At 69.5% G+C, this 15235-nt stretch carries 14 protein-coding genes; 4 read left to right on the forward strand and 10 right to left on the reverse strand.

Annotated features, from left to right (window positions below):
* Positions 1-84: 84 nt before the first annotated feature.
* The gene (locus PHLH3_RS12030; RefSeq protein WP_213629429.1) at positions 85-372 is read right to left on the reverse strand and encodes a hypothetical protein; all 288 of its coding nucleotides are present in this window, start codon (positions 370-372) and stop codon (positions 85-87) included.
* Positions 373-543: 171 nt separating this feature from the next.
* Between PHLH3_RS12030 and PHLH3_RS12035 the strand changes: the two genes are divergently transcribed.
* Entirely contained in the window at positions 544-807 is a 264-nt protein-coding gene (locus tag PHLH3_RS12035) for a DUF6021 family protein (RefSeq protein ID WP_244863022.1), read from the forward strand.
* A 145-nt stretch (positions 808-952) separates the two neighbouring features.
* Here PHLH3_RS12035 and treS read toward each other — a convergent pair whose 3' ends face one another.
* The 3 genes from treS to PHLH3_RS12050 all read right to left on the reverse strand — a co-directional run bounded on the left by treS (position 953) and on the right by PHLH3_RS12050 (position 4993).
* On the reverse strand, positions 953-3022 hold the full coding sequence (gene treS / locus PHLH3_RS12040) for a maltose alpha-D-glucosyltransferase (RefSeq protein ID WP_213629431.1): 2070 nt from the start codon (positions 3020-3022) through the stop codon (positions 953-955).
* Between the two features lie 91 nt (positions 3023-3113).
* Complete coding sequence (locus tag PHLH3_RS12045; RefSeq protein WP_213629433.1) at positions 3114-3782, reverse strand: HAD family phosphatase; 669 nt, start codon at positions 3780-3782, stop codon at positions 3114-3116.
* Between the two features lie 428 nt (positions 3783-4210).
* Positions 4211-4993: a helix-turn-helix transcriptional regulator gene (locus PHLH3_RS12050; protein ID WP_213629434.1), complete on the reverse strand. Its 783-nt coding sequence runs from the start codon at positions 4991-4993 to the stop codon at positions 4211-4213.
* Between the two features lie 102 nt (positions 4994-5095).
* On the opposite strand from PHLH3_RS12050, the gene PHLH3_RS12055 reads away from it, so the two are divergent.
* Positions 5096-6283: an MFS transporter gene (locus PHLH3_RS12055; protein ID WP_213629436.1), complete on the forward strand. Its 1188-nt coding sequence runs from the start codon at positions 5096-5098 to the stop codon at positions 6281-6283.
* An 85-nt stretch (positions 6284-6368) separates the two neighbouring features.
* The gene (locus tag PHLH3_RS12060; protein ID WP_213629438.1) at positions 6369-6836 is read left to right on the forward strand and encodes a hypothetical protein; all 468 of its coding nucleotides are present in this window, start codon (positions 6369-6371) and stop codon (positions 6834-6836) included.
* A gap of 11 nt (positions 6837-6847) precedes the next feature.
* Here the strand turns inward: PHLH3_RS12060 and pobA are convergent, their stop codons facing one another.
* The gene (gene pobA / locus PHLH3_RS12065) at positions 6848-8029 is read right to left on the reverse strand and encodes a 4-hydroxybenzoate 3-monooxygenase (protein WP_213629440.1); all 1182 of its coding nucleotides are present in this window, start codon (positions 8027-8029) and stop codon (positions 6848-6850) included.
* A 134-nt stretch (positions 8030-8163) separates the two neighbouring features.
* On the opposite strand from pobA, the gene PHLH3_RS12070 reads away from it, so the two are divergent.
* Positions 8164-9027, forward strand: a complete 864-nt coding sequence (locus PHLH3_RS12070) for a helix-turn-helix domain-containing protein (RefSeq protein WP_213629441.1) — start codon at positions 8164-8166, stop codon at positions 9025-9027.
* A gap of 247 nt (positions 9028-9274) precedes the next feature.
* Here the strand turns inward: PHLH3_RS12070 and PHLH3_RS12075 are convergent, their stop codons facing one another.
* The 5 genes from PHLH3_RS12075 to PHLH3_RS12095 all read right to left on the reverse strand — a co-directional run bounded on the left by PHLH3_RS12075 (position 9275) and on the right by PHLH3_RS12095 (position 15095).
* The gene (locus PHLH3_RS12075; protein WP_213630515.1) at positions 9275-9841 is read right to left on the reverse strand and encodes an ATP phosphoribosyltransferase regulatory subunit; all 567 of its coding nucleotides are present in this window, start codon (positions 9839-9841) and stop codon (positions 9275-9277) included.
* Positions 9842-10517: 676 nt separating this feature from the next.
* The gene (locus PHLH3_RS12080) at positions 10518-12875 is read right to left on the reverse strand and encodes a TonB-dependent siderophore receptor (RefSeq protein ID WP_213630517.1); all 2358 of its coding nucleotides are present in this window, start codon (positions 12873-12875) and stop codon (positions 10518-10520) included.
* 229 nt (positions 12876-13104) lie between these two features.
* A complete protein-coding gene (locus PHLH3_RS12085) occupies positions 13105-14085 on the reverse strand; it encodes a FecR domain-containing protein (protein WP_213629443.1) in 981 nt (326 codons plus the stop codon).
* A 5-nt stretch (positions 14086-14090) separates the two neighbouring features.
* Complete coding sequence (locus PHLH3_RS12090; protein WP_213629445.1) at positions 14091-14612, reverse strand: sigma-70 family RNA polymerase sigma factor; 522 nt, start codon at positions 14610-14612, stop codon at positions 14091-14093.
* Positions 14613-14768: 156 nt separating this feature from the next.
* Positions 14769-15095, reverse strand: a complete 327-nt coding sequence (locus tag PHLH3_RS12095) for a hypothetical protein (protein ID WP_213629446.1) — start codon at positions 15093-15095, stop codon at positions 14769-14771.
* Positions 15096-15235: the final 140 nt, after the last annotated feature.

Raw genomic sequence — 15235 nt, forward strand, 5'->3', positions numbered from 1 at the left:
AGGCCGCGAACGGGGCGGCCGGCTGAACCATGATGGGGCGCCGGGGCACGCCGGTCCCCGTTTTGGAGCGGCGCGCCGGGGCTGTCAGTTGAGCAGGTCGGGGTCGAGCATGTCGCATTCGAAGCTCAGCCAGCCGCCTTCGACGTTGGCGTCGCCGCCGGTGATCGGGCCGTAGTAGGTGAGGCCGATGTCCAGGGTGATGCAGACGTGGGTCGGCTCCTCCGGGGCCGCCAGCTGGCCCTTGAAGTGCACCTTCATCACGCCCGGGGAGACGGTCTCCAGGCCGATGTCCACGCGGGCGTTGTCCACCGCCTCGGCTTCACGCCCGAAGTGTTCGGCGCTGACGGTCAGGGTGGCGGTGTCTTGGTACATGCAGGGTCTCCAGCGATAGGCGCGCGCCCGGGGGCGAAAGGCCGCCAGGGTAATCCAGCGTCGCGGGCGCGGCCATCGCCGGGTGAAAAAAACGCGACCCGCGCGTCAGATAGGCCGAACCCCCGCCGTCGTCGCCTCTCGAACCCTCTACAGCCACAGAGGAGACGCGTCATGACCCAACAGGGCAAAACCGACCCCACGAACCGGCTCCGGCGTGACTCGCCCGAGGAGAGCCGCGGCCTGCCGGGCTACCCGAAAGAGCGCGATGGCGAGCGCGCGCGGCGCCAGGTGGGCGACGAGCTGGGCTTCGACCCCGACTCCCCCGACCTCGCCGACCCGCAGATCGACCCGCCCGGGCCGCCGCAGGTCCCCGCCGGCGGCGACCACCCGGCCAGCCCACGCGCCCCCGGCAAGCAGTACCCGCCCTACGATTGAGCCCGCGCGCCCATCACTCGCGGGCGCCATCCGTCCGCCGGGGCGCCCCGTAGCCCGGGCTTCAGCCCGGGAGAGGGGCGGGTGAGCGCTTCGCGAGCAGAGCCCGCTCCTACGTCAGAGCCCGGGGCGGGCGCCGTGCCCTGCCTTACATGCCCAGCGGCGCATTGGTCGCCACGCGCAAGGCCAGGCCTTCGTAGCCGTCCAGCTCCAGGCGCAGTTCGCCCTGTTCGGTGAGGTCGCCCTCCAGGCGCTCGTTGATCATGTCCACCACCGGGCCCGGCGGGACGTTGGGCAGCACGATGACCTCGCTGAGCGGCTCGGCACCGAAGTTCAGCGCGGTGACCTGGATGCCGCGCCCGGCGGGTAGCTCGTGGACCATCACCAGGAGCGCGGGGTGCTGCGTCTCGGCAATCAGGATCTGCCGGCTGGAGGCCACGCCGTAGGCGCGCCTCACGGCGAGCATGCGCCGCGCCTGGGCGGCGAAGGAGTCCGGGTCCTTGAGCTGTTCCACCAGGCTGCCGTAGAGGCTGCGCGCCTTGGGCATGCCTTCGCTGGAAAGTGTCGCCTCGGGCGCCAGGTCCGCCAGGTCGTAGGCGCCGCGGTGGATCCAGCGCGTGTCGCCGTCGGCCAGCAGCGGCTCCACCTGTTCGGGCGCCAGCGGCAGGGCGCCCACCAGGTCCCAGCCGGAGAGGGCGACGATGCCCGGCTGCATGGCGTTGAACATCAGCAGCAACAGGTGCACCTGGCGGATGCGTGCGATGTCCGCCTGGGTGATGGCGTCGAGATCACGGATGCCGAGGGCGGCGGTGATGATGCTCACCGTGGTGCAGGACACGCCGTTGGTGACGAACTTGAGGTTGTAGGGCGCGTCCTTGCCGGCCAGGCGCTCGTACATCTCGGCGCGGATGTGCTCGCGGAGGATGTTGCCCGGCAGGCTCTGGCCCTTGAACACGTAGGTGTCGTTGGCGTGGAGGGTCCAGAAGTGCACCAGCTCCAGGGTCAGCTCGTCGTGGTTCTGCAGGGCGTGGATCAGCGAGGCCGGGTCGATGCCGAAGGCATGCATCTGGTTGAGCATCAGGCGCAGGAACTCGGTGTCGCCGGTGAGCAGGGCGTGCTGGTAGGCCGGGCGGGTGATGAAGTCGTAGGAGAGGTCGGCGCCGCCCTGGGACATGGCGGCGATGTCGTCGAGGGTCAGGTTCAGCTCCTGGAAGCTGAAGCCGCCGGCCTTGCGGATCATGCCGCCGAGCAACTGGTTGCCGGTGACCGACAGCGGGTGGCTCTCCGACCAGGCGTTGCCCTGGGCACGCCGCTCGACGCCGAGGAAGCCGTTGGCATCCAGGCGCAGCACGCGGGCGCCGAGCACGTCGATGGAGTGCAGGGCGTCGCCGATGATCAGCTGTTGCGCGGCGAAGGTCGGGTCCAGCCAGTTCAGTGACGGCTGGCCTTCCTTGAAGTAGTGCAGGTAGACCCAGCGCCGCAGCTTGCCGTCCACGCCACGCACCGGCGCCGTGGCGCTCCAGTCGCTCTCCTTGACCCCGGGCTCGAAGAAGATCACCCGTTGCAGCTGGCCCACCAGGTAGTGGCGGTCGCGCAGGGCGTCCACCGTCTCCGGCGGCAGGTTCACCGCGTCGCGGCCCTCGGGCACCTCCGGCAGCAGCGGCCAGTCGGCCTCCTGGATCTCCACCATGTGGTAGATGCCGGGGTAGTCCCCATAGGCCATCTCCGCCAGGCGGAAGTCGGCGCCCTTGCCGGTGTGGGCGGGGATGCTGTCGTCGATGGTCACCGCGTTGTGCGCGGCGGCCACGCGGCTGAGGTGGACCTGCTGCTCGTCGGTGCCGAAGCGCGGGTCGATGTCCAGGCCGATGCGGTCGAAGTTGCCGTCCACGGTCGGCGTGTAGTCACGCCCGCGCAACCCGCCGGAGCGCTTCAGCGGCCCGGTGTGGATGCCCTGGATGCCGAGGTCGGAGAAGGCCGCCCAGAGGCGCTCGTCGCCCAGCGCCTCGAGCACCGAGCCGCCCTCGGCGGTGATGATCGAGGCGGGGTAGACGGTGACCCACACCGAGGCCACGGCGGTGACGCTGCGCGGACGGGTCTGCGCATAGGGGTGTTGCCACAGCCGCGGCTGGCCGGCATACAGGCGCGCCCGCTGGCGCGCGGCTTCGAGCATGGAGTGTTCGACCAGCCAGGTGACCTGGTCGCTATCGGGGATGGGCATCGTTCGCTCCCTGGGTGGTGGGCCACCGGGAACGGGCCGGCAGCGCTTCCCTTGTTGAGAGCGATGGAGCGGGGGCTTTGTTCAGGTGATCTCAGACCACGCCCTGGCGGCGCAGCAGCTCCAGCACCTGCACCAGGCTCGGCAGCACGTCCAGGCACAGGGCGCGGGTCGCCTCGGGCGGCTGGCGCAGGTCCGGCACCATCAGCGTGGGCACGCCGGCGGCGTGGGCGGCGGCGACGCCGGGGATGGAGTCCTCGATGGCCAGGCAGGCGCCGGGGTGGCGGTCGATATGCCGGGCGGCGAGCAGGTACAGGGCCGGGTCGGGCTTGCCCAGGGGCACGTCGTCACGGGTGGCGACGGCGTCGAAGTAATGGGCGATGCCCCCCAGCCCCAGGTGCTCCTCGGCGGTCTCGCGGCCCGAGGAGGTGGCGATCGCCATGGGCCGGCCGCTGGCGCGCATGGCCTCCAGCAGCGGCACCACGCCTTCCTTGAGTGGCAGGCCGTTCTCCATGATCCGCGCCTTGTGGGCGAAATAGGCGGCGCCGAAATCCTTGAGCGGGAAGTTCTCGCCGTAGTGGTCGAACAGGCGCTGGCGGTAGGCCGGCCAGTCGATGCCCACCAGCGCCTCGCACAGCTCGGCGGCGCCCGCCAGGCCGAGGGTCTCGATGGCCGCCACGGTGCTCGCCAGGTTGATGCTCTCGGTATCCACCAGGGTGCCGTCCAGGTCGAGCAGGAAACCTTCGATGCGTGCCGCGTCCATTGCCTCTCCCCCGTTGACTGCTGCAGGACGGGCGACAGAATCGCATTCGCGAGCGGGCTGCGCCAAGGGGCGCAGCACCCTGTGGCGCTATCCAGCGCGCGCAGGGTGGATGACGCTCTTTTCATCCACCAGGCGGGGCCAATGGTGGTCTCTGACCGGTGGCCGGCAACGGCTTATTTTTCGCGATGAATTCGCTCCCACGATCGGTGGCTGGGGCCGGGCTTGGGGGCCACGCCTGGCCGCGTTCGGTGGACCGGTGGAGCGTGGTCCACCCTACGACGGTGCGGCTTTCGGGCACGTGCATATCCGGCGGGTAAGGTGGATGGCGCTCTTTTCATCCACCAATCGGAGCTGATTGAGACCTCGGGCTGAAGCCCGGGCTAAGGGGAATCCATCGGCACGGATCGGCCGTAGGTCGACGGTGGGTTCTAGCCCTCCAGGGCCGCGAAGTAGCGGGCCGGCGGCATGCCCAGGGCCTTCTTGAACATGGTGATGAACGCGCTCACCGATTCGTAGCCAAGATCGCCCGAAACCTGCTGCACCGTGGCGCCGCCGGCCAGCAGGCGCAGGGCCACCAGCAGGTGCAGCTGCTGGCGCCAGCGGCCGAAGCTGAGGCCGGTTTCCTTCTGCACCAGGCGCGCCAGGCTGCGTTCGCTCATGGCCACGCGCGCGGCCCATTGCGCCAGGGTGCTGCGATCGGCCGGGTTGTCGGCCAGGGCGGTGGCGATGAGGCGGATGCGCGGGTCGTCCGAGATCGGCAGCAGGTGCCGCTCGCGGGGCATGCGCGCCAGTTCGGCGAGGAGGAAACGCACCAGGTGGTCCGTGGCGCTGCCGGGCTCGTAGTCCCAGGGCAGCTCGGCGAGATGGCGGATGCCCTCGCGCAGCAGCGCCGTGATGCTGAGGGTGCAGCACTCGTCCGGCAGGTCCGCGCAGCCGGGTTCGACGAAGAGGAACCAGATGTGCGCGTTGGCGGTGGCGCGGTTGCTGTGGGGCGTGCCGCCGGGCAGCCAGATGGCGCATTGCGGCGGCACCATCAGCAGGGCGCCCGGCACCTCGCAGGTGACGCCGCCACGCAGCGCGATGATCAGTTGGCCCTTGCGGTGGCGGTGCATGGGCACTTCGCTGCGGCTGTCGGAGGTGTCGACTTTCATCGCCACGGCGGGGCGGTGGGAGAGGTCCGGGTCGATGCTGAGGGCGCGTTCCAGGGACATGGCGAATATGGCCGGATTTGAAAATCGATCGGCAATATATCCAGATTCAGCCGGTGCGTGTAGGCCGTAACGTAGCGGCCCACCCCTCTTCGGCCCGTTTCCATGTCCACCCGCACCCTGACCGCCTCGGTCGCCCGACCCGCCTTGCTGATCGTCGGCATCCTGCTCATCGCCGCCAACCTGCGCGCGCCCGTCACCGGCGTGGCGCCGCTGCTGGACCTGATCCAGCCGGCGTTCGGCCTGTCCAATGCCGAGGCCGGCATCCTCACCACCCTGCCGCTGCTGGCCTTCGCGCTGATCTCGCCGTTCTCCGCATTGCTGGCCCGCGAGTACGGGCTGGAGCCCACGCTGTTCGGCGCGCTGATCCTGATCGCCGGCGGCATCGTCATGCGCTCGCTGGGGCCGGCCTGGTGCCTGTACCTGGGCACCTGGGTGATCGGCTCGGGCATCGCCGTCGGCAACGTGCTGCTGCCGAGCCTGCTCAAGCGCGATTTCCCCCGCAGCATCGCCAGCCTCACCGGCGCCTATGCGGTGACCATGGGCGTCGCCGCCGCCCTGGCGTCGATGGTGGCGGTGCCCCTGGCCCAGGCGGCCGAAAGCGGCTGGCGCCTGGCGCTGGGCTCGGTGATCGTCCTGCCGTTGCTGGCGATGGTGGCCTGGAGCCCGCAGCTGGGCCAGCACAGCGCGCCGGCCCAGGGCACGCCGGGGCCGCTGCACGGCGGGCGCATCTGGCATTCGGCGCTGGCCTGGCAGATCACCCTGTTCATGGGCATCAACTCCTTCCTCTACTACGTGCTGGTGGGCTGGCTGCCGTCGATCATGGCCAGTGCCGGCTACTCACCGGCCGAGGCGGGCACCGCCCATGGCCTGCTGCAGCTGGCGTCGGCGCTGCCGGGGCTGGTGCTGGCGCCGCTGCTCAACCGCATGCGTGACCAGCGGCTGATCGCCCTGGCCATGGCGCTGCTGGCCGGTGTCGGGCTGCTCGGCCTGCTGCTGGCGCCGGGCTGGTCGATCCTCTGGGCCATGCTCTTCGGCGCCGGGGCGGGCGCGGTGATCATCCTCGGCCTGACCTTCATCAGCCTGCGCGCCGGCAACCCGCAGCAAGCCGCTGCGCTCTCCGGCATGGCCCAGTGCGTGGGCTACCTGCTGGCCGCCTTCGGCCCGCCGCTGATGGGCCGCCTGCACGACGCCGCCGGCAGCTGGGGCCTGGCGCTGACGCTGTGCCTGGGGCTGTCCCTGGCCATGGCGGTGGCCGGCTGGCTGGCGGGCAGGGCGCGGCAGATCGGCTAGGGCAGGGCGGGGTCTCGCCGCTGGACGGCCGTGCGTTGCCGGGGCCTGGGCGCTAGGATGATCGCCCCGAGAAACGGACCTTCCCATGACCCTGAAACAGCTCCTCGCCGCCTGCCTGGCCGTGCTCCTCACCGGCCCCGCAGCGGCGGCCCAGACGGTGGACCCCAACAGCGTGCGCCTCAACGATCGCGTGCACGAGCAGCTGTCGCCGCAGGTGCTGGCGCGCATCCGCGCGGTGACCCAGGTGTTCGAGCCCATCGACGGCATCAGCTACGAGCGGGCGGTCGACCTCTACAAGCGCGACGCCGACCCCGAGGCCAACCTGGTGATCTTCGAGGAGATGGCGCGGGTCTACCGCGAGTTCTGCGCCAGCCGCTGCAGCCGACCCGAGGAGCGCATGGACGTCTACCGCCTGGTGCTGCTGCGCTCGATGTACAGCTCCGCGGAGACCCTGCGCCAGGCGCAGCTCGACGTGCTGTCGAAGGCGGAGGCGCAGGCCATAGTCGATGCCTACCGGCTGAAGGCCATCCCCATCACCGTGGAAAAGCGCTAGCCGGCCACCCCTCACTCCACCGGTTCATAGGGCAGCCCCGCGTAGTTCTCGGCGATGCTGGTGCGGCCGGCCTCGGAGCCGACGAAGTAGTCCAGTTCGGCCCGCTGCATGCGGCGGCTGAAGGCGTCGGTGTCGGGGAAGCGGTGCAGCATCGAGGTCATCCACCAGGAGAAGCGCTCGGCCTTCCAGACGCGTTTCAGGCAGATTTCCGAATAGCGTGCGGTTAGGGCGTGGCGGCCTTCGCGGTACACGGCCAGGAGGATCCGGTAGAGGGTGCCGACGTCGCTGGCGGCGAGGTTCAGGCCCTTGGCGCCGGTGGGCGGGACGATGTGCGCGGCGTCGCCCACCAGGAACAGCCGGCCGTGCTGCATGGGCTCCACCACGAAGCTGCGCAGGGGCGCGATGCTCTTTTCCAGGGAGGGGCCGGTCACCAGGCTCGCGGCGGTGTCGGCCGGCAGGCGGCGCTTGAGTTCTTCCCAGAAGCGCGCATCGGACCAGTCCTCCACCCGCTCTTCAATGCCCACCTGCACGTAGTACCGGGTGCGGGTCGGCGAGCGCATGCTGCACAGGGCGAAGCCGCGCTCGTGGGCGGCGTAGACCAGCTCCTCGGCCACCGGCGGGGTATCGGCCAGCACGCCGAGCCAGCCGAAGGGGTAGACCCGTTCGAATTCCCTGAGCACGCCTGTGGGGATGGATCTGCGCGCCACGCCGTGGAAGCCGTCGCAGCCGGCGATGTAGTCGCAATCCAGGCGCAGTGTCTCGCCGTTGTGGGCGAAGGTGACGTGGGGACGGTCGCTCTGCAGGTCGTGCAGGGCCACCTCGGCTGCGTTGTAGAACGTGCGCGCCCCGCTGGCCCGGCGGGCGTCCATCAGGTCGCGGGTGACTTCGGTCTGGCCGTAGATCATCACCGTGCGGCCGGTGAGCCCCTTGAGATCGATGCGTTCGCAGCGGCCATCGAAGGCCAGTTCGAAGCCATCGTGGACCAACCCTTCGCGGTCCATTCGCGCGCCGACCCCGGCTTCGCGCAGCAGCTCGACCATGCCCTGTTCGAGCACGCCGGCGCGGATGCGGTCCAGCACATGATCGGCGGATTGGCGTTCGAGGATGACGGTGTCGATACCGGCCTTGTGCAGCAGCTGGCCGAGCAGGAGGCCGGAGGGGCCGGCGCCGATGATGGCGACTCGAGTCTTCATTGTTGTTGTCCTCATGGGGCCTCGGTCGGCACGTCGCCTGGCCCGTTGTTGTTGTAGTCCTCTGTATTTTTGGTGGATGGTCGGCGCCTTTGAAGGCACTATCCGGTTGGTTTCATGGACTTTCCGAGGTTTTCATGTCGCAGGTTTCCCCGGTTCCGGTGTTCCGCCTCTACGGCGAGACCCGCGCCTGGCCGACGCCGGACCTGATCCATTGCGAGTCGATCCCCGAACGCAGCGCCCTGCACGATTGGGAGATCCGCCCCCATCGGCACGGCGAGCTGGTGCAGGTGCTCTACGTGCAGGGCGGTACGGCGGAGCTGGAGGTGGAGGGCGTGGTCAACCGCGTCGAGGTGGCCGCGCTGCAGGTGGTGCCGGCGCTCTGCGTGCACGGCTTCCGCTTCTCGGAGGACATCCGTGGCTACGTGTTGAGCCTGGCGCTGCCGCTGGTGGACCAGCTCGGCGCGGCCCTGGACGAACCGCCGCTGGCCCGCGCCGCCTGTTATCCGGTGGCGGGGCAGAAGCGCTACCTGGACGCGCTGTTCGAATCCCTGGCCCAGGAGTACGGCGACCAGGCGCCGGGCCGCGAACTGATGCTGCAGTCGCTGATCAGCGCGCTGCTGGTGTGGGTGGGGCGCCGCTCGCTGGATCTGTCCCGCGCCGAGGCGCCGGCGCAGGACCGGGGACGCGAGCACCTGCAGCGTTTCACCCGCCTGCTCGAAGCCCATTACCGCGAACACCGCCCCATCGACTGGTACGCCGCCGCCCTCGGCATCAGCGCCGCCCACCTCAACGCCCTGTGCCGGCGCCTGGCCGGCCAGTCCGCTCTGCAGATGATCAGCGCGCGCCTGCTGCTGGAGGCCAAGCGCTGCCTGGTCTACACGGCGATGACCATCAACCAGGTCTCCGACAGCCTGGGCTTCTCCGAACCGGCCTACTTCTCGCGCTTCTTCAAGCGCGGCACGGGGCTGTCGCCCAAGGCGTTCCGTATTCGTCGGTAGGGGCGGCACCGTGGGTGGGCGCCGAGCGTAGCGAGGACCAACGCAGCGCTGTTCGTCCTCGCGCGGGCTTTGCTTGTGGGAGCGGCTTCAGCCGCGAAAGACCCGCAGCCGGCACAGGGTTGCGAGTGGCTGGATATTCCATCGCGAATAAATTCGCTCCTACAGGCGTGGGTTGGCGCCGAGCGCAGCGAGGCCCAACGCAGCGATGTTCAGCCGTGTCGCGTTGGGCTTCGTACCTCAGCCCAACCTACGAGGCTGGTGTTTCCCGGCCACGCTGCAGGGCCAGCGCCATGGCCAGGCGTTCGAGCCCGATGCCGAAACCGGCGCCCTCGGCATAGGCGCCGCCGCCCACCACCTGGCGCTGGTTTTCCAGCACGGGGCAACGCACCTCGAAGCCCTGGCCGCCCAGGTAGTAGCTCAGCCCGCGGCTGGCACGCAGGTCCAGCTCGTATTCCAGCCCGAGTGAGTCGAGGAAGCCGATGCACAGCGCCTGGCTGCGGGCCAGGCCGCGTTCGGGGTCGCCAAGCACTTCGACGCCCAACTGGGTGAATTCGCGGTAGCGCAGGGCCTGGGGACGCTCGTAGCGGTAGCAGCGTGCGGCGTAGAAGAAGGTGGCTTCCCGGCGCCCGGCCAGCAGGAGGGCGCTGCGCTCCTGGAACAGCGCGGTGGCTTCGGGGATCAAGCAGCAGGGGCGCCCGGCCTTGTCGTCGAAGGCCCACATCTGGCCCATGATCTCGCTGCCGCCGGTCTTCTCGATGAAGGTGTCCTGGCCCCACAGCGCGGGGACTATCGCTTCCTCAGCCCCGGCGTCGATGAAGCCAGCTCCGGAAGCGGCCCTCGATCTCGCGCATGGCTTTGGCTTCTTCGCCGGTGATGATCCGGGTTCCTCGTAGCATGGTCATTTCTGGTTCCTCTCTGGTTTTCTACAGGCATGAAAAAAGGCGCCCTTGGGCGCCTTTGCGTGTCCATCGCAGCCGATTCAGTCAGCTTGCAACGGGCATGAGCAATCACGGCGCCCGGAGGGGGAGCCGTGATGATGGATGCGGTTGCTCAGGAGTCTGGTCATGGCGCGAATCCTGGCATGGGACATCGTTCGTCGGCAAGGGGCGACCCGGAATCGATTGCCGGGTTGCCCCCGACCCATAGGCTCCGCGCTTCAAGGTGGCAGCCATTCGTAGGGGCGACTTCAGTCGCCAAGCAGGCCGCAGGGCTGCCCTGGCTCCGCGTTCCCCGGTGGCACCGTTCGGTGGACGAAAAGAGCGTCGTCCACCCTACGTATCGGTCGGCTTTGTGGCTTGGGTTGGGCACGGTGCCGTAGGTTGGCGCCGAGCGCAGCGAGGCCCAACGCAGCGGGGTTCGGCCGTGTTGCGTTGGGCTTCGTGCCTCAGCCCAACCTACGGGAATCCGCGCTTCCCGGTTGCATCGCTTGGTGGACGAGAAGAGCGTTGTCCACCCTACGCATCGGTCGGCTCCGTGGCTTGGGCGGCCGTTTACCAGTGGAAGGAGACCGAGCCCAGCAGGCTGCGTTCTTCGCCCCAGTAGCAGCGCCCGGCGTTGTTGCAGCCGGCGACGTATTCCTTGTCGAGGAGGTTCTTGGCGTTCACCTCGGCGGACCAGTTGTCGTCGATGGTGTAGCCGATGGCAGCGTCCAGCAGGGTGACGTCACCGGTGTCCAGCCGGCCGTACAGCGAGGCCGGGGTGTAGGCGAAGGTGCTGTCGAAGTGGCGCACGCCACCGCCGATGCGCAGGCCCTTGAGGGCGCCGTCGAGGAAGCGGTAGCTGGCCCAGGCCGAGGCCTGGTTGCGCGGCACGCCGGTCATCTGGTGGTCTTCGAGCAGCGAGCCCTGGGCGTCCCTGGTGATGCGCGAGTCGGTGTAGGTGTAGGCGGCGGTGAGGTTGAGGTTCTCGGTCAGGTCGCTGTTGAGTTCCAGCTCGACGCCCTTGGCGCGGCTCTCGCCGACCTGCCGGTAGTCGTTGGCGGCGCTGTCGAAGATCACGTCGTCGGTCTTGCGCAGGTCGTAGACGGAGGCGGTGAAGGCGGTGTTCCAGCCCCTGGGCTCGTACTTGATGCCGGCCTCGTACTGCTCGGCGGTGGTCGGGTCCAGGGGGCCGGAGCGGCTGGAGGTCTGCTGGGTCGGGGCGAAGGCCGTGGAGTAGCTGACATAGGGCGAGAGGCCGTTGTCGAACTGGTACATCAGGCCGGCCTGCCAGGTGAAGTCGGTGTCCCAGTAGTCGAGGTCGGCGGCGGCGTTGGTGGTGCCGGGCTTGTTGCGGTACTGGCTGTTGACCCGGTCCAAGCGCCCGCCGAGCAGCAGGACCCAGTTGTCGTAGCGGGTCTGCAACTGGCTGTAGGCGGCGTACATCGACTGGTCGAGCTGGGCGTTCTGGATGTGCACGGGGGTGGTCGGGCGGGTGGTCCAGACCGGGTCGAAGACGTTGATCAGGCCACCGGCGCCGGCATCCCAGTTCTGGTTGAACGAGGTGCGGTCGAGGCTGGCGCCGAGCAGCACGGTGTGGTCGAAGTCGCCGCTGGCGAAGTGGCCTTCGAACTGGTTGTCCAGGGAGTAGGCGATGGATTTGTTGGTGCGGTCGTAGGCGGTGTAGGCGAGCGTGGTGCCGAAGCCGCCGGCGTTGAGGCTGCCGGGCCACATCTCGTGGCGGTCGATGCGCGACTGCATGTAGCGCGAGTTCTGGCGGAACTGCCAGGTGTCGTTGAGCGTGTGGGAGAACTCGTAGCCGAGGGTCCAGGTCTCGCGCTCGAACTTGTCCCAGTCGGGGTGGCCGAGCAGGGTGTCCTTGTCGATCTTGCCGTTGGGGTTGTGCAACAGGGTGCCGGCGGCAGGGTAGCCCAGCTCCATCAGGGTGCGGTCGCGCTGGTAGGTCGAGAGCAGCGTGAGCGAGGTGGCGTCGTCGAGGTTCAAGGTCAGCGACGGGGCGATGTAGAGGCGGTCGTCCGGCTGGCCGTCGACCTGGGTGTCGGCGTTGCGGCCGAGCAGTACCAGGCGGCCGAGGATGTTATCGCCGTCGCTCAGCGGGCCGGAGACGTCGATGCCCAGCTGTTGGCGGTTGTTGCTGCCGTAGGTCAGCTCGACTTCGCCGCGCGGGTTGGCGGTGGGGCGCTTGCTGACCATGTTGACCACGCCGCCCGGGGCATTCTCGCCGTAGAGGATGGAGGTCGGGCCACGGAACACCTCGACCCGCTCCAGGCCGTAGGGCTCGCTGGTGGAGTCGTAGCGGTTGCCCTGCATGCGCAGGCCGTCGCGGAGCAGGCCGTAGCCCCAGTCGGTGGCGTTGAAACCACGGACGAAGAACAGGTCGCCGGCCTGGCCGTCACCGGCGGCGAAGGGCGGGGCGTAGATGCCGGGCACGTAGCCGAGCACGTCGGTGAGGGTCTGGGATTTCTGGTCCTCCATGCGCTGGCGGGTGACCACCGATACCGAGCGCGGCGTGTCGGCCAGGGCGGTGGCGGTCTTGCCGGCGGTGGTACTGACTTCGGCGCGGTAGCCGGTGTCGCCCTGGCCGAGGCCGTTGGCGAGGCCGCTGCCGACGATGGCGGACGGCGCCAGTTGCATCGCGCCGTCCTGGGGAGCCGGCTGCAGGACGAAGCCGCCGTTGCCCTGGTCGACGGCCTGCAGGCCGCTGTCCTGCAGCAGTGTGGCGAGGCCCTGGGTGACGCTGAAGCGGCCGTGCAGGCCGGCGCTGGTCTTGCCGGCGGCGAGGCTGTTGTGGCCGGCGAGGTAGATGCCGGCCTGGCTGCTGAATTCATTGAGCGAGGCGACCAGGGGGCCCGGTGCGATGTCGTACTGGCGCTCGGCGACGCCCTGCTGCGCGGTCTCGGCCCGGGCCATCGAGGTGGGCAGCGGCGCGACGCCGAACAGGGCCACCGGGATGGCGAGCGCGAGTGGGCGCAGGGCGAAGCGGAGGGTCGGGTTGGCGAGCAAGTGCATGGTGTCCCCTGGAAATGTTCGGTGGCCGATGGCGGTGTTGTCTGGTTGAACCGAACGAGAAATGAAAAGGGGAACCGCTCGCTGGAAAATATTTTTCCTGGGTGTCGGCGCACCGGGTCCGGCGGGGTGCTCAGGCAGGCTCGACGCTGAGCCACCAGTCGGTGAGGCGCTGCACGCGGATGGGCAGCGCGGCGCCGAGCAGTTGCAGCGCCTGGTCGGTATCGCCCAGGGGGAAGGCGCCCATCACCGGCAGGCCGGAGACCGCCGGGTTGCAGCCGAGGTGGCCGTGGCGGTAGCGGGCGAGGGCTTCGACCAGCTCGCCGAGGGGCATGTCGTCGGCCACCAGCACCTGGCGCGTCCAGGACTCGCCGGCCCGTTGCACCGGGGCGGGCGTGCCCATGGACAGGCGGTCGAAGTCGATGCGCTGGCCAGCCTCGATGACGCTGAGCTGGCCGCTGTCGGCGCTGCGCACTTCCACCGCGCCCTGGTAGACGCTGAGGCGGGTGAAGCCTGGGTCCTGGCGCACGCCGAAGCGCGTGCCGAGGGCGCGCAGGCGGCCGTGGCGGTTCTCCAGCAGGAAGGGGCGCGTGGCGTCCCTGGCGGTGTCGATCAGCACCTCGCCGAAGCGCAGCCGCAGCAGGCGCTGCTCGCCACTGAACTCGGCGTCCACCGCGCTCTCGGCACGCAGCCACAGGTGGCTGCCGTCGGCGAGCACGGTCTCCCGGGTCTCGGCGGTGCCGGTGGCGAAGTCGGCCGTCCAGCCGGCCACCAGGCGCGGCAGCGGCGTGGTGCGCCAGGTGCCCCAGCCGAGCAGCGAGCCGGCGCCCAGCACCAGCAGGCTCTTCAGGCCCTGGCGGCGGCTGATGCGGCGCGGGTCGCCCTGCAGCATGTGGCTCGCCAGCGTGCGCTCGCCCTCGGCTTGCAGCGGGGCGAAGCGCTGGCCGACGCGCTCGACGTACTGCCAGGCGTCGCGGTGTTCAGGGTGCTGGTCGAGCCAGGCCTGCCATTGCGCCTGCAACTGGGCACTGGGGGCGTCGTCGTGCAGCAGCACGTACCAGTGGGCGGCCTGTTGCAGGCTGGTGTGGCTGAGGCTGCGTTCCGGGCTGGCCATGGTGCTCATTCCACCAGCAGGCCGTCGAGTTCGGCCTCCAGCACGGCGCAGTGGAGGAAGGCCTGGGCCAGGTACTTCTTCACCATGCGTTCGGAGACGCCGATCTCCACGGCGATCTCGCGGTAGGGCATGCCGTCGAGCTGGGCCATGAGAAAGGCACGGCGCACCTTGTGCGGCAGGCGCAGGAGCATGGCGTCGACTTCATGCAGGGTTTCGATGATCAGCGCCCGCTGCTCGGGGGACGCCTGCACCGCCTCGGGACGGGCAGCCAGGGCGGCGAGCCAGTCCTGCTCCAGCTGTCGCCGGCGCCAGTGGTCGATGCACAGGCCACGGGCGATGGTCGCCAGGTAGGAGCGCTCGCCCGTCGTGCCGTCGAACACGCGGGGCCGCAGCAGCACGCGCAGGAAGGTGTCCTGCATCAGGTCGGCGGCATCGAAGCCGCTGCCCAGGCGACGGCGCAGGAAACCCAGCAACCAGGCGGAGTGACTCTGGTAGAGGGTATGGATCGGGGCATTGGTCGGCGGCATCGGAGCGGGGGTCCAGCGCGGGTGCGCTCTGTCGCGAATGAGAATTAGTGGCAACTATACGGATCGGCCTTGCGCCCCGCAATGCGTCTTCGTGGTTGCCATCGCTTCCCATGCACCCCGCCGGTTGGCACGGCGCCGCCGGTGCGGCCGGTCGGGTTACTGGCGCGAGAAGCCGCGTCGTTCCAGTCCGTGGGGGGTGGTGCCCAGCTGCAGGGGCGAGCCGATGAAGCCGTGGAGTTCGCCCAGGCTGCGCTGCTTGCTCATGGCATCGACGCAGGCCACCAGCAGCATCTCCTCGGCCACCTCGCGGATCAGGCCGCGGATGCGGCGCTGGCTGAACGCCGCCTCGCCGTCGAACTCCCGGCTCAGCTCCTGGATGCCGCCCTTGCTCAGGGTCAGCAGCCACTTGCCATCGCTGCGCGGGGTGATGGCGACGCTGTGGTCGGGGAACGCTTCGTAGATTTCCTTGATGGCGGTGAACATGGGCTGGGCCTCCTTCTTGTAGTCAGCCCCCAGTCCATTGCAGACGGCGTGCCAGGAAGGCATCCGGCGCGAGCCCAGCAGAATCAAGCGATTGGCTATAAGCGCAGCGTGGACGCTCGTGCAAAACGCATGAAGAGGCC

Origin of the sequence: Pseudomonas sp. Pc102 (assembly GCF_018408275.1) — a bacterium.
In the GTDB taxonomy this organism is placed as follows: Bacteria; Pseudomonadota; Gammaproteobacteria; order Pseudomonadales; family Pseudomonadaceae; genus Metapseudomonas; species Metapseudomonas tohonis.